At 67.1% G+C, this 22,569-nt stretch carries 34 protein-coding genes; 1 reads left to right on the top strand and 33 read right to left on the bottom strand.

The features are described from left to right. Nucleotides 1-81: 81 nt before the first annotated feature. The 29 genes from rpsD to rpsJ all read right to left on the bottom strand — a co-directional run bounded on the left by rpsD (nucleotide 82) and on the right by rpsJ (nucleotide 15,149). Nucleotides 82-708: a 30S ribosomal protein S4 gene (rpsD, locus tag Q3Y56_RS20860; protein WP_304463382.1), complete on the bottom strand. Its 627-nt coding sequence runs from the start codon at nucleotides 706-708 to the stop codon at nucleotides 82-84. A 31-nt stretch (nucleotides 709-739) separates the two neighbouring features. Continuing rightward, the gene (rpsK, locus tag Q3Y56_RS20855) at nucleotides 740-1,144 is read right to left on the bottom strand and encodes a 30S ribosomal protein S11 (protein WP_014144338.1); all 405 of its coding nucleotides are present in this window, start codon (nucleotides 1,142-1,144) and stop codon (nucleotides 740-742) included. A 105-nt stretch (nucleotides 1,145-1,249) separates the two neighbouring features. After that, nucleotides 1,250-1,630 (bottom strand): 30S ribosomal protein S13, encoded by a 381-nt coding sequence (gene rpsM, locus Q3Y56_RS20850; protein WP_304463381.1) that lies wholly within the window; start codon nucleotides 1,628-1,630, stop codon nucleotides 1,250-1,252. A 195-nt stretch (nucleotides 1,631-1,825) separates the two neighbouring features. Beyond that, nucleotides 1,826-1,939, bottom strand: coding sequence for a 50S ribosomal protein L36 (rpmJ, locus tag Q3Y56_RS20845; RefSeq protein WP_003956441.1), 114 nt, complete (start codon nucleotides 1,937-1,939; stop codon nucleotides 1,826-1,828). 29 nt (nucleotides 1,940-1,968) lie between these two features. Further along, on the bottom strand, nucleotides 1,969-2,190 hold the full coding sequence (gene infA, locus Q3Y56_RS20840; protein WP_003956442.1) for a translation initiation factor IF-1: 222 nt from the start codon (nucleotides 2,188-2,190) through the stop codon (nucleotides 1,969-1,971). 154 nt (nucleotides 2,191-2,344) lie between these two features. After that, nucleotides 2,345-3,181 (bottom strand): type I methionyl aminopeptidase, encoded by an 837-nt coding sequence (gene map, locus Q3Y56_RS20835; RefSeq protein WP_304463380.1) that lies wholly within the window; start codon nucleotides 3,179-3,181, stop codon nucleotides 2,345-2,347. A gap of 121 nt (nucleotides 3,182-3,302) precedes the next feature. Beyond that, the gene (locus tag Q3Y56_RS20830) at nucleotides 3,303-3,971 is read right to left on the bottom strand and encodes an adenylate kinase (protein ID WP_304463379.1); all 669 of its coding nucleotides are present in this window, start codon (nucleotides 3,969-3,971) and stop codon (nucleotides 3,303-3,305) included. After that, complete coding sequence (secY, locus tag Q3Y56_RS20825) at nucleotides 3,971-5,284, bottom strand: preprotein translocase subunit SecY (RefSeq protein ID WP_304463378.1); 1,314 nt, start codon at nucleotides 5,282-5,284, stop codon at nucleotides 3,971-3,973. The genes Q3Y56_RS20830 and secY overlap by 1 nt, the downstream gene beginning before the upstream one ends. 206 nt (nucleotides 5,285-5,490) lie before the next feature. Continuing rightward, the gene (rplO, locus tag Q3Y56_RS20820; RefSeq protein ID WP_304463377.1) at nucleotides 5,491-5,946 is read right to left on the bottom strand and encodes a 50S ribosomal protein L15; all 456 of its coding nucleotides are present in this window, start codon (nucleotides 5,944-5,946) and stop codon (nucleotides 5,491-5,493) included. A 1-nt stretch (nucleotide 5,947) separates the two neighbouring features. Next, nucleotides 5,948-6,130 (bottom strand): 50S ribosomal protein L30, encoded by a 183-nt coding sequence (gene rpmD / locus Q3Y56_RS20815; RefSeq protein WP_030890715.1) that lies wholly within the window; start codon nucleotides 6,128-6,130, stop codon nucleotides 5,948-5,950. Then, nucleotides 6,130-6,735 (bottom strand): 30S ribosomal protein S5, encoded by a 606-nt coding sequence (gene rpsE, locus Q3Y56_RS20810; protein WP_304463376.1) that lies wholly within the window; start codon nucleotides 6,733-6,735, stop codon nucleotides 6,130-6,132. Before rpsE ends, rpmD begins: the two co-directional genes overlap by 1 nt. Nucleotides 6,736-6,781: 46 nt before the next feature. Beyond that, on the bottom strand, nucleotides 6,782-7,165 hold the full coding sequence (rplR, locus tag Q3Y56_RS20805; protein ID WP_304463375.1) for a 50S ribosomal protein L18: 384 nt from the start codon (nucleotides 7,163-7,165) through the stop codon (nucleotides 6,782-6,784). A gap of 4 nt (nucleotides 7,166-7,169) precedes the next feature. Beyond that, a complete protein-coding gene (rplF, locus tag Q3Y56_RS20800) occupies nucleotides 7,170-7,709 on the bottom strand; it encodes a 50S ribosomal protein L6 (RefSeq protein ID WP_304463374.1) in 540 nt (179 codons plus the stop codon). 21 nt (nucleotides 7,710-7,730) lie between these two features. Further along, complete coding sequence (gene rpsH, locus Q3Y56_RS20795) at nucleotides 7,731-8,129, bottom strand: 30S ribosomal protein S8 (RefSeq protein WP_304463373.1); 399 nt, start codon at nucleotides 8,127-8,129, stop codon at nucleotides 7,731-7,733. A gap of 210 nt (nucleotides 8,130-8,339) precedes the next feature. After that, complete coding sequence (locus Q3Y56_RS20790; protein WP_003956452.1) at nucleotides 8,340-8,525, bottom strand: type Z 30S ribosomal protein S14; 186 nt, start codon at nucleotides 8,523-8,525, stop codon at nucleotides 8,340-8,342. 3 nt (nucleotides 8,526-8,528) lie between these two features. Next, entirely contained in the window at nucleotides 8,529-9,089 is a 561-nt protein-coding gene (gene rplE / locus Q3Y56_RS20785) for a 50S ribosomal protein L5 (RefSeq protein ID WP_304463372.1), read from the bottom strand. Continuing rightward, nucleotides 9,089-9,412 (bottom strand): 50S ribosomal protein L24, encoded by a 324-nt coding sequence (rplX, locus tag Q3Y56_RS20780; RefSeq protein WP_304463371.1) that lies wholly within the window; start codon nucleotides 9,410-9,412, stop codon nucleotides 9,089-9,091. Before rplX ends, rplE begins: the two co-directional genes overlap by 1 nt. A gap of 3 nt (nucleotides 9,413-9,415) precedes the next feature. After that, nucleotides 9,416-9,784 carry a 50S ribosomal protein L14 gene (rplN, locus tag Q3Y56_RS20775; RefSeq protein WP_055718836.1) on the bottom strand — a complete coding sequence of 123 codons (369 nt, stop codon included), beginning with the start codon at nucleotides 9,782-9,784 and terminating at the stop codon, nucleotides 9,416-9,418. A gap of 98 nt (nucleotides 9,785-9,882) precedes the next feature. Next, nucleotides 9,883-10,164 carry a 30S ribosomal protein S17 gene (rpsQ, locus tag Q3Y56_RS20770; protein WP_019888756.1) on the bottom strand — a complete coding sequence of 94 codons (282 nt, stop codon included), beginning with the start codon at nucleotides 10,162-10,164 and terminating at the stop codon, nucleotides 9,883-9,885. Then, nucleotides 10,164-10,388, bottom strand: coding sequence for a 50S ribosomal protein L29 (gene rpmC, locus Q3Y56_RS20765; RefSeq protein ID WP_065963002.1), 225 nt, complete (start codon nucleotides 10,386-10,388; stop codon nucleotides 10,164-10,166). The genes rpsQ and rpmC overlap by 1 nt, the downstream gene beginning before the upstream one ends. Beyond that, complete coding sequence (gene rplP / locus Q3Y56_RS20760; protein ID WP_065963000.1) at nucleotides 10,388-10,807, bottom strand: 50S ribosomal protein L16; 420 nt, start codon at nucleotides 10,805-10,807, stop codon at nucleotides 10,388-10,390. Before rplP ends, rpmC begins: the two co-directional genes overlap by 1 nt. Before the next feature lie 5 nt (nucleotides 10,808-10,812). Further along, entirely contained in the window at nucleotides 10,813-11,640 is an 828-nt protein-coding gene (gene rpsC / locus Q3Y56_RS20755; RefSeq protein WP_304463370.1) for a 30S ribosomal protein S3, read from the bottom strand. After that, nucleotides 11,640-11,987: a 50S ribosomal protein L22 gene (gene rplV / locus Q3Y56_RS20750; protein ID WP_304465707.1), complete on the bottom strand. Its 348-nt coding sequence runs from the start codon at nucleotides 11,985-11,987 to the stop codon at nucleotides 11,640-11,642. The genes rpsC and rplV overlap by 1 nt, the downstream gene beginning before the upstream one ends. 43 nt (nucleotides 11,988-12,030) lie before the next feature. Then, a complete protein-coding gene (gene rpsS / locus Q3Y56_RS20745; RefSeq protein WP_014178772.1) occupies nucleotides 12,031-12,312 on the bottom strand; it encodes a 30S ribosomal protein S19 in 282 nt (93 codons plus the stop codon). A 12-nt stretch (nucleotides 12,313-12,324) separates the two neighbouring features. Continuing rightward, on the bottom strand, nucleotides 12,325-13,161 hold the full coding sequence (rplB, locus tag Q3Y56_RS20740; RefSeq protein WP_304463369.1) for a 50S ribosomal protein L2: 837 nt from the start codon (nucleotides 13,159-13,161) through the stop codon (nucleotides 12,325-12,327). Between the two features lie 39 nt (nucleotides 13,162-13,200). Further along, nucleotides 13,201-13,524 carry a 50S ribosomal protein L23 gene (gene rplW, locus Q3Y56_RS20735; RefSeq protein WP_304463368.1) on the bottom strand — a complete coding sequence of 108 codons (324 nt, stop codon included), beginning with the start codon at nucleotides 13,522-13,524 and terminating at the stop codon, nucleotides 13,201-13,203. Beyond that, nucleotides 13,524-14,174 carry a 50S ribosomal protein L4 gene (rplD, locus tag Q3Y56_RS20730; protein ID WP_304463367.1) on the bottom strand — a complete coding sequence of 217 codons (651 nt, stop codon included), beginning with the start codon at nucleotides 14,172-14,174 and terminating at the stop codon, nucleotides 13,524-13,526. The genes rplW and rplD overlap by 1 nt, the downstream gene beginning before the upstream one ends. A gap of 8 nt (nucleotides 14,175-14,182) precedes the next feature. Further along, nucleotides 14,183-14,827: a 50S ribosomal protein L3 gene (gene rplC, locus Q3Y56_RS20725; protein WP_304463366.1), complete on the bottom strand. Its 645-nt coding sequence runs from the start codon at nucleotides 14,825-14,827 to the stop codon at nucleotides 14,183-14,185. A 13-nt stretch (nucleotides 14,828-14,840) separates the two neighbouring features. After that, entirely contained in the window at nucleotides 14,841-15,149 is a 309-nt protein-coding gene (rpsJ, locus tag Q3Y56_RS20720; protein WP_003948644.1) for a 30S ribosomal protein S10, read from the bottom strand. Between the two features lie 512 nt (nucleotides 15,150-15,661). Here rpsJ and Q3Y56_RS20715 point away from each other — a divergent pair. Then, on the top strand, nucleotides 15,662-17,824 hold the full coding sequence (locus Q3Y56_RS20715) for a PIG-L family deacetylase (protein WP_304463365.1): 2,163 nt from the start codon (nucleotides 15,662-15,664) through the stop codon (nucleotides 17,822-17,824). 88 nt (nucleotides 17,825-17,912) lie between these two features. Here the strand turns inward: Q3Y56_RS20715 and tuf are convergent, their stop codons facing one another. From tuf to rpsL, 4 genes are all read right to left on the bottom strand, one after another. Continuing rightward, the gene (tuf, locus tag Q3Y56_RS20710) at nucleotides 17,913-19,106 is read right to left on the bottom strand and encodes an elongation factor Tu (protein ID WP_304463364.1); all 1,194 of its coding nucleotides are present in this window, start codon (nucleotides 19,104-19,106) and stop codon (nucleotides 17,913-17,915) included. 216 nt (nucleotides 19,107-19,322) lie between these two features. Next, nucleotides 19,323-21,443: an elongation factor G gene (gene fusA / locus Q3Y56_RS20705; RefSeq protein ID WP_304463363.1), complete on the bottom strand. Its 2,121-nt coding sequence runs from the start codon at nucleotides 21,441-21,443 to the stop codon at nucleotides 19,323-19,325. Between the two features lie 39 nt (nucleotides 21,444-21,482). After that, nucleotides 21,483-21,953, bottom strand: a complete 471-nt coding sequence (gene rpsG / locus Q3Y56_RS20700; protein WP_135340137.1) for a 30S ribosomal protein S7 — start codon at nucleotides 21,951-21,953, stop codon at nucleotides 21,483-21,485. 2 nt (nucleotides 21,954-21,955) lie between these two features. Further along, nucleotides 21,956-22,327, bottom strand: coding sequence for a 30S ribosomal protein S12 (gene rpsL, locus Q3Y56_RS20695; protein WP_003948652.1), 372 nt, complete (start codon nucleotides 22,325-22,327; stop codon nucleotides 21,956-21,958). Between the last annotated feature and the right edge of the window lie 242 nt (nucleotides 22,328-22,569).

Genomic DNA, 22,569 nt, shown 5'->3' with positions numbered 1-22,569 from the left:
CCGGGCGGAAGCCCGATATCACTACCCAAGGGTACGGGCGGTACGGCCGAAAGCCGTACCGCCCGAGACCGCGAACCCCTACTACTTCGAGTAGAGCTCGACGATCAGCTGCTCCTGCACCTGGGTGTCGATCACCTGGCGCTCGGGCAGGTTGTGCACGAGGATCCGCAGCCGGGACGGAATGGCCTCGAGCCACGCCGGCACCGTGCGCTCGCCCGCCTCGGCCTGAGCCACCTGGAAGGGGGTCAGGGTCCGGGACTTCGGGCGGACCTCGATGATGTCGTTCACGGCGACGCGGGCCGACGGGATGTCGGTCTTCACGCCGTTGACGGTGAAGTGGCCGTGCCGCACCAGCTGACGGGCGTGGTCCCGGGACTTGGCGAAGCCCGCCCGGTACACCACGTTGTCAAGGCGGCTCTCGAGGATGCGAAGCAGGTTCTCACCGGTCTTGCCGGTCTTCTGGTTCGCCTCCGCGTAGTAGCCACGGAACTGCTTCTCCAGGACACCGTAGATACGCGCCGCCTTCTGCTTCTCACGCATCTGGAGGAGGTACTCGCTGTCCTTGGTGCGCCCGCGCCCGTGCTCACCCGGGGGGTAAGGACGGATCTCGATCGGGCACTTCGCGCTCTCGCACTTGCTCCCCTTGAGGAAGAGCTTCTGCTTCTCCCGACGGCAACGCTTGCAGTCGGCCCCGGTGTAACGCGCCATTGTTTATTTGTCTCCTAGATCAGCGGGGTGATCAGACCCGGCGCCGCTTCGGAGGGCGGCACCCGTTGTGCGGGGTCGGCGTCACGTCCTGGATCGAGCCCACCTCGAGGCCGGTGGCCTGGAGCGAGCGGATCGCGGTCTCACGGCCGGAGCCCGGACCCTTGACGAACACGTCGACCTTGCGCATGCCGTGCTCCTGCGCGCGGCGGGCGGCCGACTCGGCGGCCATCTGCGCGGCGAACGGGGTCGACTTGCGCGAGCCCTTGAAGCCGACGTGGCCGGCCGAGGCCCAAGAGATCACGTTCCCGGTCGGGTCGGTGATCGAGACGATGGTGTTGTTGAACGTGCTCTTGATGTGAGCGTGCCCGTGGGCGACGTTCTTCTTCTCCTTGCGGCGCACCTTCTTGGCGCCGGCCTGACGGCCCTTCGGAGGCATAAGCTTCGCTATCTCCTGTGGAGGTGGTCGGTCCTACAGCTGGACCGCTGAATGTGCGGAGATCCGGAGGTGACCCCCGGAAGACCGCAGTGCGTCCGCTGTGGACTACTTCTTGCCCGGCTTCTTCTTGCCGGCGATGGCGCGACGCGGGCCCTTGCGGGTGCGGGCGTTGGTGCTGGTGCGCTGGCCGTGGACCGGCAGGCCACGACGGTGACGCAGACCCTGGTAGCAGCCGATCTCGACCTTGCGGCGGATGTCGGCCTGAACCTCACGACGGAGGTCACCCTCGGTCTTGATGTTGGCGTCCACGTACTCGCGGATCTTGACCAGGTCCTCTTCGGCCAGGTCGCGAACGCGGGTGTCCGGGTTGACGCCGGTGGCGGCGAGGGTCTCCTTGGCCAGGGTGCGGCCAATACCGAAGACGTAGGTGAGGGCGACCTCCACACGCTTTTCGCGCGGGATGTCAACACCTGAAACGCGTGCCATTCAATGGCTCCTGTTGGTGTTCGGGGGTCTTCCGCAGAACCGCTCCCGACTGCGCCCTGCCCCTACGGGCAGTGCGGCGCTTTCCCGGGTCTCCGGCCCCCGCCGGAGGTGTCGCCAGCCGCGGCTGGACGGGCTCTGCGTATGTACGTGTTTCTTGCGTCGCGCGAAGAACTGCGAGGTGCAGGTCGGCGTGCGTCAGCCCTGGCGCTGCTTGTGGCGCAGGTTGTCGCAGATGACCATGACCCGACCGTGGCGGCGGATCACCTTGCACTTGTCGCAGATCTTCTTGACGCTCGGCTTGACCTTCATGGGATGTGAGGTTCTCCGGGTCGTGAGATCTACTTGTAGCGGTAGACGATCCGTCCGCGGGTGAGGTCGTACGGAGACAGCTCCACGACCACCCGGTCATCGGGCAGGATGCGGATGTAGTGCATGCGCATCTTGCCGCTGATGTGCGCGAGGACCTTGTGACCGTTCTGCAGCTCCACCTTGAACATAGCGTTCGGCAGAGACTCGATCACGGTGCCCTCGATTTCGATGGCGCCTTGCTTCTTGGCCATGTCCTGCTTTCGGGATCGGCTACCTTGATCAGCTCACGGCATGCCGAAGGGCATACGTGAGCCGACGTGTCAGTCTACGTCAGGGAATCCCGAAACACGAATCCGGGGCAGCATGCCCGGTTCGGAAGATCATTAAGCCAGAGGGTGCGGCTCATCAGGCCAGGGGGTCGGGCGCGGCCTCGATGCCGTACTCCGCCAGCTTCGCCTTGCCGCCGTCCACGGCGGTCAGCACCAGCGGGCCCTCCTCGGTCAGCGCCACCGAGTGCTCCCAGTGGCTGGACCAGGTGCCGTCGTCCGTCTTCACGGTCCAGTCGTCCGCCAGGACGTGGGTCTTCGCCGTGCCGAGGCTGACCATCGGCTCGATCGCGATGCAGAAACCGGGCACCAGCTTCGGCCCCTTGCCGCGCTTGCGCGAGACGTAGTTCAGCAGGTGGGGGTCCATGTGCATCTCGCTGCCGATGCCGTGGCCGCCGTAGTCCTCGATGATCCCGTACTTCCCGGAGGCGGGCAGCGGCTGCCGGCGGATGTAGCCCTCGATGGCCCGGGAGATGTCGACGAGCCGGTTGCCCTTGCGGACCGCGGCGATCCCGGCCCACATCGACTCCTCGGTGACCCGGCTCAGCTCATGCAGCTCCGGAGCGTGACCGGTGCCCACGAAGGCGGTGAAGGCGGCGTCCCCGTGCCAGCCGTCGATGATCGCGCCGGCGTCGATCGAGATGATGTCGCCGTCCTTGAGCACCGTCTCCCGGTCGGGGATGCCGTGCACCACGACCTCGTTCACCGAGGTGCAGATGGTGGCGGGGAACCCGCCGTACCCCAGGAAGTTCGACTTCGCGCCGTGGTCGGCGATCACCTTGCGGGCGACGTCGTCCAGGTCCTTGGTGGTGGCACCCGGTACGGCGGCCTCCCGGCACGCCTGGTGGATGGCCGCGACGACCAGCCCGGCCGCACGCATCTTCGCGATCTGCTCCGGGTTCTTGATCTCCACCATGGGGGTGCCTTCCAACGCTCGCTGGTGTTCTGCGGTCCGGCGCCCGCCGGACGCGGCCTTCCTCAACAGTACGGCCGCGACACCCCGAGGGGCACCGCGGCCGTCCGGCCGACGTGGGGGCTCAGGCCGCCTGGCCCTTGTCCTTGTCCGGCAGGGCCTCCATGGCCCGCTCGGTCACCTCGGCGACCTTGCCCAGCGCCGAGATCGTCACGACCAGGTCCTGGGCCTTGTAGTAGTCGATGATCGGCTCCGTCTGGGTGTGGTACACGTCCAGGCGGTTGCGCACCGTCTCCTCGGAGTCGTCGGCGCGCTGGTAGAGCTCGCCGCCGCAGATGTCGCAGACACCCTCCTGCTTCGGCGCGGAGTACGTCACGTGGAAGACGTGGCTGGAGTCGTTGCGGCAGATGCGGCGACCGGCGATCCGCTTGACGACCTCGTCCTCGGGGACCTCCAGGTCCAGCACCGCGTCCAGCCTCATGTCCTCGGACCGCAGCATCTCGTCCAGCGCCTCGGCCTGCGAGACGTTGCGCGGGAAGCCGTCGAGCAGGAAGCCGCCCGCGGCGTCCGGCTGGGACATCCGGTCCTTGGCCATGCCGATGGTGACCTCGTCCGGGACCAGGTCGCCGGCGTCCATGTACGCCTTGGCCTGCTTGCCCAGGTCGGTGCCCTGGCTGATGTTGGCCCGGAAGAGGTCGCCCGTGGAGATGTGCGGGATGGAGAGGTTCTTGGCGAGGTACGCAGCCTGCGTACCCTTGCCAGCCCCAGGAGGCCCGACGAGGACGATTCGCATCAGCGGAGGAACCCTTCGTAGTGTCGCTGCTGAAGCTGGCTCTCGATCTGCTTCACGGTCTCCAGGCCGACGCCCACGATGATGAGGATGCTGGTACCGCCGAACGGGAAGTTCTGATTGGCCTCGAGCGTCACCAGCGCCACCGTGGGCACCAGGGCGATCAACCCCAGGTAGAGAGAGCCGGGCCACGTGATGCGGTTCAGCACGTAGCTCAGGTACTCCGCGGTGGGACGACCCGCCCGGATACCCGGGATGAAGCCACCATACTTCTTCATGTTGTCGGCAACTTCTTCGGGGTTGAAGGAGATGGCCACATAGAAGAACGCGAAGAACACGATCAGCAGGAAGTACGTGACGATGTAAACGGGGTGGTCGCCCTTGGTGAAGTTCCGCTCGATCCAGTTCGCCCAGTCCGCGTTGGACCCGCTGAACTGCACGACCAGGGCCGGAATGTAGAGAAGCGACGACGCGAAGATGACGGGAATCACACCCGCCTGGTTGACCTTCAGCGGAATGTAGGTCGACGTCCCGCCGTAGGAACGGCGGCCGATCATGCGCTTCGCGTACTGCACCGGAATCCGGCGCTGCGCCTGCTCGACGAAGACCACCAGGCCGACCATGGCCAGACCGCAGGCGATCACCAGGCCGAACTCCAGCCAGCCGTCCATGATCTTGCCGGACTGCTTGATGCCCCACAGGCCGGCGGGGAAGCCCGCGGCGATGGCGACGAACATCAGGATGGACATGCCGTTCCCGATGCCGCGGTCGGTGATCAGCTCACCCAGCCACATGACCACCGCGGTGCCCGCGGTCATCGTGATGACCATCGTGACGGTCGCGAAGATGGACCGGTCCGCGACGATCTCCCCGGTCACGGAGCAGCCGGAGAAGAGCGAGCCGCTGCGGGCCGTGGCCACCAGACCGGTGCCCTGGAGGATCGCCAGCGCCACGGTGAGATAACGGGTGTACTGCGTGATCTTCGCCTGACCGGCCTGCCCCTCCTTCTTGAGGGCTTCGAGGCGCGGAATGACCACCGTCAGCAGCTGGAGGATGATGCTCGCCGTGATGTACGGCATGATCCCGAGCGCGAAGATGGTGATCTGCAGCAGCGCACCACCGCTGAACATGTTCACCAGGCCGAACAGACCCTGATTGGCCTTGGCCTCGTCCATGCACGTCTGGACGTTCTTGTAGTCGATACCCGGCACCGGGATGTGGGTCCCGAACCGGTACAACAGGATGATGCCCAGCGTGAACAGCAGCTTCTTGCGCAGGTCGGGCGTCTTGAACGCCCGGGCGAACGCGGTGAGCACGGTGCCTCCTGCGGCTCCCGCGTGCATAGCGCGAGAGGTGACGGTCTTGAGGATCGACGAATAGAAAATCAGCCAACAACCGCGCGGACACAGGCCGCGCGGAAGGTAACAACGCACGCCACCTTACCGGCGACCACGCCTCCCTTGGAACGACCAACCGGGGATGCCCCATTTCAGGGACATCCCCGGCCGGTTGCGCATCAAGCTCAGACGAGCTCGGTGACGGTGCCGCCGGCGGCGGCGATCTTCTCCTTGGCGGAGCCGGAGACCTTGTCCACGGTCACCTGCAGCGCCACGGTGATCTCGCCGGTGCCCAGCACCTTGACGAGCTCGTTCTTGCGCACCGCGCCCTTGGCGACCAGGTCGGCCACCGTGACCTCGCCACCCTGCGGGTAGAGCGCGGCCAGCTTGTCCAGGTTCACGACCTGGTACTCGGTGCGGAACGGGTTCTTGAAGCCCTTCAGCTTCGGAAGGCGCATGTGGAGGGGCATCTGCCCACCCTCGAAGCGCTCCGGAACCTGGTAACGGGCCTTCGTACCCTTGGTACCACGACCAGCGGTCTTACCCTTGGACGCCTCACCACGACCGACACGGGTCTTGGCGGTCTTGGCGCCCGGGGCGGGCCGGAGGTTGTGAACCTTCAGCGGCTTGCTCTCCGCCATGTCAGTCGACCTCCTCGACCGTCACGAGGTGGCGGACGGTCTGCACCATGCCGCGGATCTCGGGGCGGTCCTCCTTGACAACCACGTCGTTCAGGCGCTTGAGCCCGAGCGAACGCAGGGTGTCGCGGTGGTTCTGCTTGCTGCCGATGTACGACTTCGTCTGCGTGACCTTGAGGCGAGCCATTACGCACCCACCCCGGCACGCGCCCGCAGCAGAGCGGCGGGAGCGACGTCCTCGAGCGGCAGGCCACGACGGGCGGCGATCTCCTCGGGACGCTGCAGCCCCTGGAGCGCCTCCACCGTGGCGTGCACGATGTTGATCGGGTTCGACGAACCGAGCGACTTGCTCAGCACGTCGTGGATGCCCGCGCACTCCAGCACGGCGCGCACCGGGCCACCGGCGATCACACCGGTACCGGGGGAAGCCGGCTTGAGCAGGACGACGCCCGCAGCCTTCTCGCCCTGGATCGGGTGCGGAATGGTGCCGGCGATCCGGGGGACCTTGAAGAAGTGCTTCTTGGCCTCCTCAACGCCCTTGGCGATGGCGGCCGGCACCTCCTTGGCCTTGCCGTAACCGACACCCACGGTGCCGTCACCGTCGCCCACCACGACCAGCGCGGTGAAGCTGAAGCGACGACCACCCTTCACAACCTTGGCGACGCGGTTGATCGCGACAACACGCTCGACGTAGGCGGTCTTCTCGGCAGCAGCGCCGCCGTCCCGCCGGTCCTTACGGTCCCGCCGCTCGCCGCCACCGGCGCCGCCACCGCGGCGCTGGGGTCCAGCCATTGGAATTACCTCTCTCTGTTACGTCCGCTAGCTCCGGAACCGGGGCTTAGAACTTCAGCCCGGCCTCGCGGGCGGCGTCCGCCAGAGCGGCGATGCGCCCGGCGTACTGGTTGCCACCGCGGTCGAACACGACGGCCTCGACACCGGCGGCCTTGGCACGCTCGGCGACCAGGGCACCGACCTTCTTCGCCTGGGCGCTCTTGTCGCCCTCGCCACCGCGGATCGACGCGTCCAGGTGCGACGCCGAGGCCAGCGTGTGGCCCGCGATGTCGTCGATGACCTGGGCGGTGATACCGCGGTTGGACCGCGTCACGACCAGACGGGGACGCTCCGGCGTGCCATTGATCCGCTTACGGACGCGGATGTGGCGACGCTTGATCGCGGCACGCTTGTAGGCGTCACCCTTGGCGATCTTCACACCGTATGCCATGGCTTTACTTACCAGCCTTTCCGACCTTGCGGCGGATGACCTCGCCCGCGTACTTCACGCCCTTGGCCTTGTACGGGTCGGGCTTCCGCAGCTTGCGGATGTTCGCGGCGACCTCGCCGACCTTCTGCTTGTCGATGCCCTCGACGCTGAGCTTGGTCGGGGACTCGACCTTGAAGGTGATGCCCTCGGGGGCCTCAACGACGATCGGGTGGCTGTAGCCCAGGGCGAACTCCAGGTTGGAGCCCTTCGCCTGGACGCGGTAACCGACACCGCTGATCTCGAGCGCCTTGCTGTAACCCTGGGTCACGCCGGTGATCATGTTCGCCACCAGCGTGCGGGACAGGCCGTGCAGGGCCTTGTTCTGACGCTCGTCGTTCGGGCGCAGCACCTGCAGGGTGCCGTCCTCGCCCTTGGTGACCTCGATCGGCGCGGCAACGGTGTGCGTGAGGGTGCCCTTGGGACCCTTCACCGCAACCGTGCGACCGTCGATGGTGACGTCCACACCAGCGGGAACCTGGATGGGGAGCTTGCCGATTCGCGACATGAGCTTTTCCTCCGTTCCCGACTACCAGACGTAGGCGAGGACTTCCCCACCCACGCCCTTCTTCTGCGCCTGCTGACCGGTCAGGAGACCGTGGGACGTGGAGATGATCGCCACGCCCAGGCCGCCGAGGACCTTCGGCAGGTTGGTGGACTTTGCGTAGACCCGCAGGCCCGGCTTCGAGATCCGCTTGATGCCGGCGATCGAGCGCTCGCGGTTCGGGCCGAACTTCAGCTCGAGGACGAGGTTCTTGCCGACCTCGGCGTCCTCGACCTTCCAGCCGGTGATGTAGCCCTCCTGCTGGAGGATTTCCGCGATGTGCGACTTGATCTTGCTGTGCGGCATCACGACGGTGTCGTGGTACGCCGAGTTCGCGTTACGCAGACGCGTGAGCATGTCTGCGATCGGATCAGTCATGGTCATGAGTTGGCCTTCGGCCTCTCTCGCCGGGGTTTCCTGTATGCGCCATCCCTCTCCCCGCTCAGTAGCGGGACGGGTGCGGCGCGGGGACCTACGGCGTAGTAAGTCGGTCAGGGCGGCGGGCGCCCAACCCCACAAGCCTACGGCATGTGAAGAAGGGCCCCCACCGACCAGATGCTTACCGAGAGCCTCCGGTGATTCCCAAGTAGGGAATTACCAGGAGCTCTTGGTCACGCCCGGCAGCTCGCCACGGTGAGCCATCTCACGAAGGCACACGCGGCACAGGCCGAACTTGCGGTAGACGGAGTGCGGACGGCCGCAGCGCTGGCAGCGGGTGTACGCGCGCACACCGAACTTCGGCTTGCGGGCGGCCTTGGCAATAAGAGCCTTCTTCGCCACGGCTCACGCCTCCTTGAACGGGAAGCCGAGGTGACGAAGGAGGGCGCGGCCCTCGTCGTCGTTGGTCGCCGTGGTCACCACGGTGATGTCCATACCCCGGACGCGGTCGATCTTGTCCTGGTCGATCTCGTGGAACATGACCTGCTCCGTGAGACCGAAGGTGTAGTTGCCCCGGCCGTCGAACTGCTTCGGCGACAGACCGCGGAAGTCGCGGATGCGCGGCAGCGCGAGCGACAGCAGGCGGTCCAGGAACTCCCACATGCGGTCACCGCGGAGGGTGACGTGGGCACCGATCGGCTGGCCCTCACGCAGCTTGAACTGCGCGATGGACTTACGGGCCTTGGTGACGGCGGGCTTCTGACCGGTGATCGTGGTGAGGTCGCGGATGGCGCCCTCGATCAGCTTGGAGTCGCGGGCGGCGTCGCCCACACCCATGTTGACCACGATCTTGGTCAGACCCGGGATCTGCATGACGTTCTCGTACGAGAACTCCTCACGCAGCTTGCCGGCGATCTCTTCGCGGTAGCGCGTCTTGAGACGCGGCGCGTTGGTGGTGGCAGTCATCAGATGTCCTCACCGGTCCGCTTGGCAACGCGGATCTTGTTGCCCTCGTCGTCGAAGCGGTACCCGACGCGGGTGACGACCTTGTTGCCGTCCTTCTCCACCACGAGCTGAACGTTGCTCACGTGGATCGGGGCCTCGACCGTGATGATGCCGCCGGTCTTGGAGCCACGGGCGGTCTGACCGGCCTTGGTGTGCTTCTTGACCCGGTTGACACCCTCGACCAGGACGCGGTCCTCGCGGGGGTAGGCCTCGATGACCTTGCCCTGCTTGCCCTTGTCCTTACCGGTGATGACCTGGACCAGGTCGCCCTTCTTGATCTTCATCGGTTACAGCACCTCCGGCGCGAGCGAGATGATCTTCATGAACTTCTTCTCGCGCAGCTCACGGCCCACCGGGCCGAAGATACGGGTGCCGCGGGGGTCGCCATCGTTCTTGAGGATGACGGCCGCGTTCTCGTCGAAGCGGATGTACGAGCCGTCCGGGCGGCGGCGCTCCTTGACGGTGCGCACGACGACAGCCTTGACGACGTCGCCCTTCTTCACGTTGCCACCGGGGATCGCGTCCTTGACGGTGGCGACGATGACGTCACCGATGCCCGCGTAGCGGCGACCGGAACCACCGAGAACACGGATGCAAAGGATCTCCTTCGCACCAGTGTTGTCGGCGACACGCAGTCGCGACTCCTGCTGGATCACGTCTATCTCCTGATCGTCTGCCGGTTCCCCGCGGGGGCTTCAGCTGAAGCCCCCGCGGAGCCTGGCGGAACTGTCCTGAAGGGAAACCCCTCCGGGAATTACTTGGCCTTCTCGAGGATCTCGACGACGCGCCAGCGCTTCGTCGCGGACAGCGGCCGGGTCTCCATGAGGAGGACGCGGTCGCCGACACCCGCGGCGTTCTGCTCGTCGTGCGCCTTGAGCTTGTTGGTACGGCGGATGACCTTGCCGTACAGCGCGTGCTTGACGCGGTCCTCGACAGCGACGACGACGGTCTTGTCCATCTTGTCGCTGACGACCAGACCCTCACGGGTCTTGCGGAAACCGCGCTCGTTCGTCTCAGTCACATTCTTCTCGCTCATCAGGCGCTCTCCACCGTCTCGATGCCGAGCTCGCGCTCCCGCATCAGGGTGTAGATCCGGGCGATGTCCTTGCGGACGGCCTTCAGCCGGCCGTGGTTCTCAAGCTGTCCGGTCGCCGCCTGGAAGCGGAGGTTGAACAGCTCTTCCTTGGCCTCACGAAGCTTCGCAACGAGGTCCTCGTTGTTCAGCTCACGCAGCTCGGACGCCTTGGTACCGGCCGCCATCACGACTCACCTGCCTCGCGCCGCACGATCCGGCACTTCATCGGGAGCTTGTGAGCAGCGCGGGTGAGCGCCTCACGCGCAATCTTCTCGTTCGGGTAGGACAGCTCGAACATCACCCGACCGGGCTTGACGTTCGCGATCCACCACTCCGGCGAACCCTTACCGGAACCCATGCGGGTCTCGGCAGGCTTCTTGGTCAGCGGACGGTCCGGGTAGATGTTGATCCAGACCTTGCCGCCACGCTTGATGTGGCGGGTCATCGCGATACGAGCCGCCTCGATCTGGCGGTTGGTGACGTACGCCGGCGTGACGGCCTGGATGCCGTACTCGCCGAACGCCAGCTCCGTGCCGCCCTTGGCCATGCCGGACCGCTTCGGGTGGTGCTGCTTGCGGTGCTTGACCCTGCGAGGGATCAGCATGTCGGTCAGGCCTCCGTTCCGGTGCTCTCAGCAGCCGGAGCAGCGGCAGCGGCCTCGGCCTTGGGGGCCTCGGCAGCGGCACTCTGCTGCTGCGGCTTACGGCCGCGGCCACCGCGCTCGCCACCACGGCGCTGCGGGCGGTCGCTGCCACCACGCGACGGGCGGTTGCCGGCGCGGGCGGCGGCGTTCTCGGCGCGGACCTCGGCGATGTTCTTCACGTCGCCCTTGTAGATCCACACCTTGACGCCGATGCGGCCGAAGGTGGTCTTGGCCTCGAAGAAGCCGTACTCGACGTTCGCGCGGAGGGTGTGCAGCGGCACACGGCCCTCGCGGTAGAACTCCGAGCGGGACATCTCGGCGCCGCCGAGACGGCCACCGCACTGGATCTTGATGCCCTTGGCGCCCGCCTTCATGGCCGACTGCATGCTCTTACGCATGGCGCGGCGGAAGGAGACACGGGAGGACAGCTGCTCGGCGACGGCCTGGGCCACGAGCTGAGCGTCGACCTCGGGGTTCTTGACCTCGAGGATGTTCAGCTGGACCTGCTTGCCCGTCAGCTTCTCCAGGTCGCCGCGGATGCGGTCGGCCTCGGCGCCGCGGCGGCCGATGACGATGCCCGGACGAGCGGTGTGGATGTCCACCCGCACGCGGTCACGGGTGCGCTCGATCTCCACCTTGGAGATACCGGCGCGCTCCATGCCGGACGTCATCATCCGACGGATGGCGACGTCTTCCTTGACGTAGTCCTTGTACAGCTTGTCGGCGTACCACCGGGACTTGAAGTCCGTGGTGATGCCGAGCCGGAACCCGTGCGGGTTAACCTTCTGGCCCATTACCGGGTTCCTTCCTTGCTGCTGACGACCACGGTGATGTGGCTGGTCCGCTTGCGGATCCGGTAGGCACGGCCCTGGGCGCGCGGACGGAACCGCTTCAGGGTCGGGCCCTCGTCGACGTACGCCTCGCTGATGAACAGCGTGGAGGCGTCACTGTGGTCGTAGTTGTGCGCGGCGTTGGCAATGGCGCTGTCCAGCACCTTGCCCACCGGCACGCTCGCGGCCTGCGGGGCGAAACGCAGGACCGCCTGAGCCTCCGTGGCATCCATGCCACGGATGAGGTCCACCACGCGGCGGGCCTTCATGGGCGTGACGCGGATGTACCGCGCCTGGGCCCTGGCTTCCATGGTTGTCCCTTCGGTGTCAGTCATAGTCTTCGCACTCCGCCGATCAGCGACGACGCGACTTGCGGTCGTCCTTCTCGTGGCCGCGGAAGGTGCGGGTCGGCGCGAACTCGCCGAGCTTGTGGCCGACCATCGACTCGGTGACGAACACCGGGACGTGCTTGCGGCCGTCGTGCACCGCGATCGTGTGGCCGAGCATGGCCGGGACGATCATCGAGCGGCGGGACCAGGTCTTGATGACGTTCTTGGTGCCGGCTTCGTTCTGGACATCCACCTTCTTGATCAGGTGGTCGTCGACGAAGGGCCCCTTCTTGAGACTGCGCGGCATCTAAACCCGCTCCTAGCGCTTCTTGTTCGTCTTGCGGCGGCGGACGATGTACTTGTTGCTCGCCTTCTTGGGAGAACGAGTACGACCCTCCTTCTGACCCCACGGCGAGACCGGGTGGCGACCACCGGAGGTCTTGCCCTCACCACCACCGTGCGGGTGGTCGACCGGGTTCATGACCACACCACGCACGGTCGGGCGGACGCCCTTCCAGCGCATACGGCCGGCCTTGCCCCAGTTGATGTTCGACTGCTCGGCGTTGCCGACCTCGCCGACGGTGGCGCGGCAGCGGACGTCGACCAGGCGGATCTCACCCGACGGCATACGAAGGTGGGCCATGGAGCCCTCCTTCGCCAGCAGCTGCACGGAGGCACCCGCGGAGCGGGCGAACTTCGCGCCGCCGCCGGGCCGCAGCTCGATGGCGTGGATGGTCGTACCGACCGGGATGTTGCGCAGCGCCAGGTTGTTGCCGGGCTTGATGTCGGCGCCGGGGCCGTTCTCAATCCGGTCGCCCTGGTTCAGACCACGCGGCGCGATGATGTAGCGCTTCTCGCCGTCCGCGTAGTGCAGCAGCGCGATGCGCGCGGTGCGGTTCGGGTCGTACTCGATGTGAGCGACCTTCGCCGGGACGCCGTCCTTGTCGTGACGACGGAAGTCGATGACGCGGTACGCACGCTTGTGACCGCCACCCTGGTGGCGAACAGTGATGCGACCGGCGTTGTTACGACCGCCCTTGCTGTGCAGCGGGCGGACCAGCGACTTCTCCGGCGTGGACCGCGTGATCTCGACGAAGTCGGCGACGCTGGAGCCACGACGGCCCGGGGTCGTCGGCTTGTACTTGCGGATACCCATTTCTCAGTCCTCGTCCGATTCCGGACGACTCGGACTCCGTTAGGAGACCGGGCCGCCGAAGATGTCGATACGGTTGCCCTCGGCAAGGGTCACGATGGCGCGCTTGGTGTTGGCGCGCTTACCGAAACCGGTCTTGGTGCGCTTGCGCTTACCCTGCCGGTTGATCGTGTTGACCCCGGTGACCTTGACCGAGAAGACCGCCTCGACGGCCTGCTTGATCTGGGTCTTGTTCGCACGCGGGTCGACGATGAACGTGTACTTGTTCTCGTCCAGCAGCGCGTAGCTCTTCTCGGAGACGACCGGCTTGACGAGGATGTCGCGCGGGTCCGAGTAGGTCTTGCTGGTGATCGTGGCCTCAGACATCAGGCCTCGCTCCCTTCAGTCTGAGCGGCCTTGGGGCCAGACACGAAGGACTCGAAAGCGGCCTGGGTGAAGACCACGTCGTCGGAGACGAGCACGTCGTACGTGTTCAGCTGGCCCGGCTCCAGGATGTGCACCTGGGGCAGGTTGCGGGCAGACAGCCACGCGGCCTCGTCCGAGCGCTCGACGACCAGGAGCAGGTTCTTGCGCTCGCTGATCTTGCCCAGCAGGGACTTGGCGGCCTTGGTGGAGATGTCGCCGTCCACCACGCCGGTCACCACGTGGATGCGGTCGTGGCGCGCCCGGTCGGAGAGGGCACCGCGCAGGGCGGCGGCCTTCATCTTCTTCGGGGTGCGCTGGCTGTAGTCGCGCGGCACGGGACCGTGCACGACGCCACCGCCGGCGAACTGCGGCGCGCGGGTCGAACCCTGGCGGGCGCGACCGGTGCCCTTCTGGCGGTACGGCTTCTTGCCACCGCCGCGGACCTCGCCGCGAGTCTTCGTCTTGTGCGTGCCCTGGCGGGCAGCGGCCAGCTGTGCGACGACGACCTGGTGGATCAGCGGAACGCTGACCTGCGCGTCGAAGATCTCCGCGGGGAGCTCGACGGTCCCGGCCTTGTCGCCTGCCGGCGAAAGGATGTCAATGGTGCTCATCGGTTACCTCAGGCCCCCTTGGCCGCGGTACGGACCAGGACGAGGCCGCCGTTCGGACCAGGAACCGCGCCCTTGATGAGCAGCAGGCCCTTCTCCGCGTCAACGGCGTGGACGGTCAGGTTCTGGGTGGTGACCCGCTCGTTGCCCATGCGGCCGGCCATGCGCAGGCCCTTGAACACGCGGCCCGGGGTGGCGCAGCCACCGATGGAGCCCGGCGAGCGGTGCTTGCGCTGGGTGCCGTGGCCGGCGCCGAGGCCGCGGAAGCCGTGGCGCTTCATGACACCGGCGGTGCCCTTGCCCTTGCTGGTGCCGGTCACGTCGACCTTGACACCGGACTCGAACACCTCGGCGGTGACCTCCTGGCCGAGCGTGTACTCGCTGGCGTCAGCGGTACGCAGCTCCACCAGGTGGCGGCGCGGGGTGACGTCGGCCTTGGCGAAGTGGCCCTTGAGGGGCTTGTTCACCTTGCGCGGGTCGATCTCGCCGAAGGCGATCTGGACGGCGTTGTAGCCGTCCGTGTCAGCGGTACGGACCTGGGTAACGACGCAGGGACCGGCCTTGACGACGGTCACCGGGACGACGCGGTTGCTCTCGTCCCAGACCTGCGTCATGCCGAGCTTCTCGCCCAGGACGCCCTTGATCTGCTTAGCCATCTCGCGCGTCACCTCAGAGCTTGATCTCGATGTCGACGCCCGCCGGCAGGTCGAGACGCATCAGCGAGTCAACCGTCTTCGGCGTGGGGTCGAGGATGTCGATGAGGCGCTTGTGCGTGCGCATCTCGAAGTGCTCGCGCGAGTCCTTGTACTTGTGCGGCGACTTGATGACGCAGTACACGTTCTTCTCAGTGGGCAGCGGCACCGGGCCCGCGACCGACGCACCAGTGCGGGTCACCGTCTCGACGATCTTCTTCGCCGAGGAGTCGATGACCTCGTGGTCGTAGGCCTTGAGCCGGATGCGGATCTTCTGTCCCGCCATGGCTACTTCGTAGTCCTGTCTCTCGTAACGCTCTGGAACCCGGTGCGTTCGCGTCTTTCTCCGACCCACGCGGTCGGGCGTGTCGCGCCCCTTCTCGTAAATCTCCCTGGAGAGATTCCCTGGAAGGGGGCCGTGGGGGAAAGACACCCACCGGGTGCCTGGCTGGGGCCCCGCTGACACTTCCCGGAAGATTCCCGTACTTCCGCCCCTGACAAGGGGCGACGAGTACTGCGGGACTCGCTTCCAGTCCTCCCGGCGGGAGGCGCGCAGCATCGGCACTCAACCGAGCAACCTGGACAGTGTGCCACATGGGCCGGAACCCGCGCCAATCGCGGCCGAAGAAGGTACCCGCCCGAGCGCGCTTGTCAAACCAGCCCGCCCCGGGGTCGCCTTGATCATTTCGTGATCGATCAATATCACGCCTCCAGGCAACCTGTGAAGATCGCGGACCGTCTTTATCACATGGAAGCAGCCGGGGACTGCGTGCTGCACAACGGGACGGGGTCACCCAGATGGCTGAAGATCTCCGGGGCGATGCCCCCACACCGCCGAGCGGCGCGCCGCGGTGCGCGCCCACCCGCCGCCACACCCTCGCGGCGCTGGCCGCGATGACGGCCGCCACCGCCGCGGGCTGCGGGCTGTCCCCCAGCCGGACGGACCCCAAGCCCAACGCGCCGGTCCGCGCGGTCGACCCGCTCGCCGCCGAGCCCTTCACCCCCGTCACGGGCAAGGAGGACGCGGTGCTGCTCCAGGTCCTCGCCCACCCGGACGACGACCTGTACTTCATGAACCCGGACGCGTCCCACCTGATGCGCGCCGGCACCCCGGTCGTCTGCGTCTACGTCACCGCGGGCGAGGCCGCGGGCATCAACCGGGTCCACGGCGGCCCCATGCCCGAGCCCGACAAGGCCGGCTACTCCTCCGCCCGCCACCAGGGGCTGCGCCAGGCCTACGCGGAGATGCTGGGCCTGGACCGCTTCGCCCGCTGGCAGCGGTCGGTCATGGAGCTCCCCGGCGGCGTCCGGGCCGAGGCCAACGTGCTGGCCAACGGCCGCCGCAAGGTCCAGCTGATCTTCCTGAACATCGCGATGCTCGCCAAGGACGGCGTGCGGATCCCGCACCTGTGGGACGTGCCCGGCGTCGAGGCGCAGACCCTGGTCGCCACCGGTTCACCGCTCCAGGAGACGGTGACGTACGACCACCAGACCCTCGTCGACGTCCTCGCCGGGATCATGGACCGGGTCCGGCCCACCGTGATCCACACCCTCGACCCGGACCCGGACTTCCAGGTCCACGACGCCGCCCACCCCAGGGACAACGACCAGCCCGGCTGCTCGGACCACCGCGACCACACCCCCGTCGCGCTGTTCACCTGGAAGGCCATATCGCAGTGGGTCGCGGACGCCTCCCGGCGGGACAGGCGCGCGCCGCGCTTCGTCACCACCGCCTTCCGCGGCTACTACAACCAGCGCTGGCCGGACAACCTGCCCAAGCAGGTGGTGGGCGACAAGGCCCGCCCCATCCGGGCCTACGGCGGCGCCCCGGACTGGGCGTGCGGCAATCAGGCAGGCTGCGGCGACTACAGCCAGGGCGGCAACCGTCCGCTGCTCAACCGCAAGCGCTGGATCCGCTCCACCCACTACCGCTACCCCGGCGCCCTGCCCGTCCCGGAGACCGACCGCGACGGCCGGCTCATCGCCTACGGGGTCCTGGGCACCCGCGCCGTCCGCTGGCAGGAGACCTCCCGGGGCAGCGGGCGGTTCGGCGCGCCGCGCAACCTCGGCGGCGGACCGCTGGCCCCCGCGCTGGCCGCCGTCAAGGACACCGTGGGCCGCCAGCTGCTCTTCGCCCTGCGCTTCTCCGCGCTGGAGGGCCAGGGGCGCCCCAACACCCGCGAGATCGTCCTCCTGGAGGAGCGCACCCCGGGCGGCGCGTTCAAGCAGTGGATGTCCCTGGGCACCCCGGACGCGGACCCGGAGCACGGCCGCCGCGTCGGCGCCCCGGCCGCCGTGGCGACCCCCGACGGCCGCGTCCACCTCTTCGTCCGTACCGCGGGCAAGGGCATCGCCACCCGCGTACGCGACAAGCGCGGCCAGTGGGGGCCGTGGCAGCCGCTGGGCGGCGAGGAGATCCAGGACGGGCTGACCGTGCTGCTGGACGCCGACGGCCGGATCCAGGTCTTCGCCCGCGGGCGCGACAGCGTGCACCACTGGTCCCAGGACGCCCGGAACGGCCCGGTCCTGTCGCGGCCGCACAGCGGACTGCCGGTCGCGGGCAACCAGCCCGGCGCCGCCCTCACCCCCGACGGCGAGATCGCGGTGGTCTACCGCACCCCCGCGGCCGCCCAGCCGACCCTGCACACCCTGGGACCGGCCCGGCCCGCCGCCCCGGCCGAGCTGCGGCACTTCGACGGGTACGGTCCGGTCGCCGCCCACACCGTCCGGGCGCCGGACGGAAAGAAGAGCCTGCTGCTGCTCAGCCGGTCCCTCGACGGCGAGGCCCTGCTCCGCTACGGCACCGCGCCGGGCACCCGGCCGCTGCGCTCCCCCGCCCGCCTGGTCCCGGTCGGCACCCCCGTGCTGCTGCCGGGCGGCCCGGACCAGCTGTGCGTCGTCGCCCAGTCGGCGTCCGCCACGCCGTGGATCTGGCGGCCGCGGCCCACCTCCGACGCGTGACAACGTCCTCGGACACAAAAGACCTGGGCCCCGCCCGCCGTCTCCGGCGGGCGGGGCCCAGGTCGCAGTGCTCCAGGGAGCAGCTAGGTCACTTGTTGATCTTGGTGACCTGGCCGGCGCCCACGGTCCGGCCACCCTCACGGATGGCGAACTTCAGGCCCTCCTCCATGGCGACCGGCTGGATGAGCTCGACCGACATCTCGGTGTTGTCGCCCGGCATGACCATCTCGGTGCCCTCGGGGAGGGTCACAACGCCCGTCACGTCCGTGGTACGGAAGTAGAACTGCGGACGGTAGTTGTTGAAGAACGGCGTGTGGCGGCCACCCTCGTCCTTGGAGAGGATGTAGGCCTGCGCCTCGAACGAGGTGTGCGGGGTGACCGAGCCCGGCTTGATGATGACCTGGCCGCGCTCGACGTCCTCGCGCTTGATGCCGCGGAGCAGCAGACCGACGTTCTCACCGGCCTGGCCCTCGTCGAGCAGCTTGCGGAACATCTCGATGCCGGTGACCGTGGTGGTGGTCTTCTCGGTCTTGATGCCGATGATGTCGACGGTCTCGTTGACCTTGAGGACACCACGCTCGATACGGCCGGTGACGACCGTACCGCGACCGGTGATGGTGAAGACGTCCTCGATCGGCATCAGGAACGGCTTGTCGACGTCGCGCTCCGGCTGCGGGATCGACTCGTCGACGGCCTTCATGAGCTCCAGGACCGACTGGCCCCACTCGGCGTCGCCCTCGAGCGCCTTCAGCGCCGAGACCTTGACGACCGGGACGTCGTCGCCCGGGAACTCGTACTCGGAGAGGAGCTCACGGACCTCGAGCTCGACGAGCTCCAGGATCTCCTCGTCGTCCACCATGTCGGCCTTGTTCAGGGCGACGACGATGTACGGAACGCCGACCTGGCGGGCCAGGAGCACGTGCTCCTTGGTCTGCGGCATCGGGCCGTCGGTGGCGGCGACCACGAGGATGGCGCCGTCCATCTGGGCGGCACCCGTGATCATGTTCTTGATGTAGTCCGCGTGACCGGGGCAGTCGACGTGCGCGTAGTGACGCGACTCGGTCTGGTACTCGACGTGCGCGATGGAGATGGTGATACCGCGCTGACGCTCCTCAGGAGCCTTGTCAATCTGGTCGAACGCCGAAGCCTCGTTCAGGTCCGGGAACGCGTCGTGCAGCACCTTGGTGATCGCCGCGGTAAGGGTCGTCTTACCGTGGTCGATGTGACCGATGGTGCCGATGTTGACGTGCGGCTTAGTCCGCTCGAACTTCGCCTTCGCCACTGGGGTCCTCCTGTGGAGTGGTTCTGTACGCATCCACACTTTGCGGATGGGTTCAGGTGGTCTTACCGAACCGGCCAGGACCCCGAGGGGGATGCCCTTCGCCGTATTCGTTTCTGGGGGCCGGCGGGCGGGGCCCCGTCACAGACCGCTGATGCGGTCTGTGACGGTATGCCCCGATGCCTTTAGCTCCAGCCTAAGGGGGATGGCAACGAAGTGTTACTCGCCCTTGGCCTTCGCGATGATCTCCTCGGCGACGTTCTTGGGAACCTCGGCGTAGGAGTCGAACTGCATGGAGTAGCTGGCGCGGCCAGAGGTCTTGCTGCGCAGGTCTCCGACGTAGCCGAACATCTCGGACAGCGGAACCAGGCCGGTGACCAGCTTGGCGCCACTGCGGTCCTCCATGGACTGGATCTGTCCACGGCGGGAGTTGATGTCGCCGATCACATCGCCCATGTAGTCCTCGGGCGTGGTGACCTCGACCTTCATCATCGGCTCGAGCAGGGCCGGGCTGGCCTTGCGGGCGGCCTCCTTGAAGGCCATCGAACCGGCGATCTTGAAGGCCATCTCGGAGGAGTCGACCTCGTGGTACGCACCGTCGAGCAGCGTGACCTTGACACCCGTCAGCGGGTAGCCCGCGAGCACGCCGAACTCCATGGCCTCCTGGCAACCCGCGTCCACGGACGGGATGTACTCCCGCGGGACCCGGCCACCGGTGACCTTGTTCTCGAACTCGTAGCCATCGCCCTCGAGCGGCTCGAGCGCGATCTGCACCTTCGCGAACTGGCCGGAACCACCAGTCTGCTTCTTGTGCGTGTAGTCGAGCCGCTCGACCGCCTTGCGGAGGGTCTCGCGGTAGGCCACCTGCGGCTTACCGACGTTCGCCTCGACCTTGAACTCACGGCGCATACGGTCGACCAGCACGTCCAGGTGCAGCTCGCCCATGCCGGAGATGATGGTCTGGCCGGTCTCCTCGTCAGTCTTGACGCGGAAGGACGGGTCCTCCTCGGCCAGGCGCTGGATGGCGACACCCAGCTTCTCCTGGTCGCCCTTGGACTTCGGCTCGATGGCGACCTCGATCACCGGGGCCGGGAAGTCCATGGACTCCAGGATGACCGGGTTCGCCGAGTCACAGAGCGTCTCACCGGTGGTGGTCTGCTTCAGGCCCATGACGGCGACGATGTCACCGGCGCCCACCGACTCGATCTCCTCACGCTTGTTGGCGTGCATGCGGTAGATCTTGCCGATGCGCTCCTTCTTGCCCTTGACCGAGTTCTGCACCTGAGTGCCGGTCTCCAGGCGTCCGGAGTACACGCGGACGAAGGTGAGCTTGCCGAGGTGCGGGTCGCTCATGATCTTGAACGCCAGCGCCGACAGCGGCTCCTGGTCGGACGGCTTGCGGACGACAACCTCGTCCGGGTTGCTGACCGAGTGGCCCTCGATCGCCTCGATGTCGATCGGCGACGGCAGGTACCGGATGACCGCGTCGAGCAGGGGCTGGACGCCCTTGTTCTTGAACGCGGTGCCGCAGAACACGGGGGTGACGGTGGTGCCGCCGCCCTTGCCGGAGTTGATGGTGATACGGCGCACGGCCGCGTACAGCTGCTCCTCGGTGGGCTCCTGGCCCTCCAGGTACAGCTCCATCATCTCTTCGTCGTTCTCGGCGACCGTCTCGAGCAGCTTGCCGCGCCACTCGTCGGCGGCCTCGGTGTGCGTGGCCGGGATGTCGACGACGTCGTACATCTCGCCCTTGGTGGCCTCGGCGGACCACACCAGAGCCTTCATCCGGACCAGGTCGACGACGCCCTTGAAGTCCGCCTCGGCGCCGATCGGCAGCTGCATGACGATCGGGGTCGCACCCAGCCGGTCGACGATCATGTCGACGCAGCGGTGGAACTCGGCCCCGGTACGGTCCAGCTTGTTGACGAAGCAGATACGCGGAACGCCGTAGCGGTCCGCCTGACGCCACACGGTCTCGGACTGCGGCTCAACGCCGGCGACGCCGTCGAACACCGTCACCGCACCGTCGAGCACGCGGAGCGAACGCTCCACCTCGACGGTGAAGTCGACGTGGCCCGGGGTGTCGATGATGTTGATGGTGTGGTCAACGTCTTCCAGCGGCCAGTGGCAGGTCGTCGCGGCAGACGTGATCGTGATGCCGCGCTCCTGCTCCTGCTCCATCCAGTCCATCGTGGCAGCGCCGTCGTGGACTTCACCGATCTTGTAGGAGACACCGGTGTAGAACAGGATCCGCTCGGTGGTGGTCGTCTTGCCCGCGTCGATGTGGGCCATGATCCCGATGTTGCGGACCTTGGCCAGGTCAAGTGAAGTGGTAGCCATAAGGCTTCAGTCTTCTCTCGGTTCTCGATGGGGTAGCGACTACCAGCGGTAGTGCGCGAAGGCCTTGTTGGACTCGGCCATCTTGTGGGTGTCCTCGCGACGCTTGACGGAGGCGCCCAGACCGTTGCTGGCGTCCAGCAGCTCGTTCATCAGGCGCTCGGTCATGGTCTTCTCGCGACGGGCGCGGGAGTAACCCACGAGCCAGCGCAGCGCGAGGGTGGAGGCGCGGCCGGGCTTGACCTCGACCGGAACCTGGTAGGTGGCGCCACCGACACGGCGGGACTTGACCTCCAGCGCCGGCTTGACGTTCTCCAGCGCGCGCTTGAGGGTGATGACCGGGTCGTTGCCGGTCTTCTCCCGCAGGCCCTCCATGGCGCCGTAGACGATGCGCTCAGCGGTGGACCGCTTGCCGTTCAGCAGGATCTTGTTGATCAGCGAGGTGACAAGAGGAGAGTTGTAGACCGGGTCGATGATGACCGGGCGCTTCGGGGCGGGGCCCTTACGAGGCATTCTTACTTCTCCTTCTTGGCGCCGTAGCGGCTGCGAGCCTGCTTGCGGTTCTTGACGCCCTGCGTGTCGAGGGAGCCGCGGATGATCTTGTAACGAACACCCGGCAGGTCCTTCACACGACCGCCACGCACGAGCACGATCGAGTGCTCCTGCAGGTTGTGGCCCTCACCCGGAATGTAAGCGGTGACCTCGATGCCGCTGGTCAGACGCACACGCGCGACCTTACGCAGGGCCGAGTTCGGCTTCTTCGGGGTGGTCGTGAAAACACGCGTGCAGACGCCGCGGCGCTGGGGCGAACCCTCAAGTGCGGGCGTCTTGTTCTTCTCGACCTTGTCCTGCCGGCCCTTCCGGACCAGCTGCTGGATCGTAGGCACCGTTTCTCCGGTTTCTGTGTGCCGTCTCTGTAAAGCTAACCTGGGGTTTCTCCGACCCACGCGGTCGGGTGTGTCGCGGTCCCCATACGTTTCCCGTGGAACGGATCATCCGTATGTGGGAGGCGGCGTCTCAGTCTCGGTATCCCGTGTACCCGGCTCTCCCGGCGTCAGCCGAGGGAGCACACACAAGGACCCGGGCACACCCCAGGCACAAGGTCAGAGCGTACCTATAGCACCGGCTC

Origin of the sequence: Streptomyces sp. XD-27 (genome assembly GCF_030553055.1) — a bacterium.
In the GTDB taxonomy this organism is placed as follows: Bacteria; Actinomycetota; Actinomycetes; order Streptomycetales; family Streptomycetaceae; genus Streptomyces.
The sequence above is the reverse complement of the archived record's forward strand: the minus strand, read 5'-3'. Positions and strand labels throughout refer to the sequence as shown.

Coding starts and splice junctions, on each gene's coding strand:
- rpsD (WP_304463382.1), bottom strand. CDS start 708: ATGGCGCGTTACACCGGGGCCGACTGCAAGCGTTGCCGTCGGGAGAAG.
- rpsK (WP_014144338.1), bottom strand. CDS start 1,144: ATGCCTCCGAAGGGCCGTCAGGCCGGCGCCAAGAAGGTGCGCCGCAAG.
- rpsM (WP_304463381.1), bottom strand. CDS start 1,630: ATGGCACGCGTTTCAGGTGTTGACATCCCGCGCGAAAAGCGTGTGGAG.
- rpmJ (WP_003956441.1), bottom strand. CDS start 1,939: ATGAAGGTCAAGCCGAGCGTCAAGAAGATCTGCGACAAGTGCAAGGTG.
- infA (WP_003956442.1), bottom strand. CDS start 2,190: ATGGCCAAGAAGCAAGGCGCCATCGAAATCGAGGGCACCGTGATCGAG.
- map (WP_304463380.1), bottom strand. CDS start 3,181: ATGGTGGAGATCAAGAACCCGGAGCAGATCGCGAAGATGCGTGCGGCC.
- Q3Y56_RS20830 (WP_304463379.1), bottom strand. CDS start 3,971: ATGCGAATCGTCCTCGTCGGGCCTCCTGGGGCTGGCAAGGGTACGCAG.
- rplO (WP_304463377.1), bottom strand. CDS start 5,946: ATGGCGGAGAGCAAGCCGCTGAAGGTTCACAACCTCCGGCCCGCCCCG.
- rpmD (WP_030890715.1), bottom strand. CDS start 6,130: ATGGCTCGCCTCAAGGTCACGCAGACGAAGTCGTACATCGGCAGCAAG.
- rpsE (WP_304463376.1), bottom strand. CDS start 6,735: ATGGCTGGACCCCAGCGCCGCGGTGGCGGCGCCGGTGGCGGCGAGCGG.
- rplR (WP_304463375.1), bottom strand. CDS start 7,165: ATGGCATACGGTGTGAAGATCGCCAAGGGTGACGCCTACAAGCGTGCC.
- rplF (WP_304463374.1), bottom strand. CDS start 7,709: ATGTCGCGAATCGGCAAGCTCCCCATCCAGGTTCCCGCTGGTGTGGAC.
- rpsH (WP_304463373.1), bottom strand. CDS start 8,129: ATGACCATGACTGATCCGATCGCAGACATGCTCACGCGTCTGCGTAAC.
- rplE (WP_304463372.1), bottom strand. CDS start 9,089: ATGACTGCCACCACCAACGCGCCGCGTCTCAAGACGCGCTACCGCGAA.
- rplX (WP_304463371.1), bottom strand. CDS start 9,412: ATGAAGATCAAGAAGGGCGACCTGGTCCAGGTCATCACCGGTAAGGAC.
- rpsQ (WP_019888756.1), bottom strand. CDS start 10,164: ATGAGCGAGAAGAATGTGACTGAGACGAACGAGCGCGGTTTCCGCAAG.
- rpmC (WP_065963002.1), bottom strand. CDS start 10,388: ATGGCGGCCGGTACCAAGGCGTCCGAGCTGCGTGAGCTGAACAACGAG.
- rplP (WP_065963000.1), bottom strand. CDS start 10,807: ATGCTGATCCCTCGCAGGGTCAAGCACCGCAAGCAGCACCACCCGAAG.
- rpsC (WP_304463370.1), bottom strand. CDS start 11,640: ATGGGCCAGAAGGTTAACCCGCACGGGTTCCGGCTCGGCATCACCACG.
- rplV (WP_304465707.1), bottom strand. CDS start 11,987: ATGGAAGCCAGGGCCCAGGCGCGGTACATCCGCGTCACGCCCATGAAG.
- rpsS (WP_014178772.1), bottom strand. CDS start 12,312: ATGCCGCGCAGTCTCAAGAAGGGGCCCTTCGTCGACGACCACCTGATC.
- rplB (WP_304463369.1), bottom strand. CDS start 13,161: ATGGGTATCCGCAAGTACAAGCCGACGACCCCGGGCCGTCGTGGCTCC.
- rplW (WP_304463368.1), bottom strand. CDS start 13,524: ATGTCTGAGGCCACGATCACCAGCAAGACCTACTCGGACCCGCGCGAC.
- rplD (WP_304463367.1), bottom strand. CDS start 14,174: ATGAGCACCATTGACATCCTTTCGCCGGCAGGCGACAAGGCCGGGACC.
- rplC (WP_304463366.1), bottom strand. CDS start 14,827: ATGGCTAAGCAGATCAAGGGCGTCCTGGGCGAGAAGCTCGGCATGACG.
- rpsJ (WP_003948644.1), bottom strand. CDS start 15,149: ATGGCGGGACAGAAGATCCGCATCCGGCTCAAGGCCTACGACCACGAG.
- Q3Y56_RS20715 (WP_304463365.1), top strand. CDS start 15,662: ATGGCTGAAGATCTCCGGGGCGATGCCCCCACACCGCCGAGCGGCGCG.
- fusA (WP_304463363.1), bottom strand. CDS start 21,443: ATGGCTACCACTTCACTTGACCTGGCCAAGGTCCGCAACATCGGGATC.
- rpsG (WP_135340137.1), bottom strand. CDS start 21,953: ATGCCTCGTAAGGGCCCCGCCCCGAAGCGCCCGGTCATCATCGACCCG.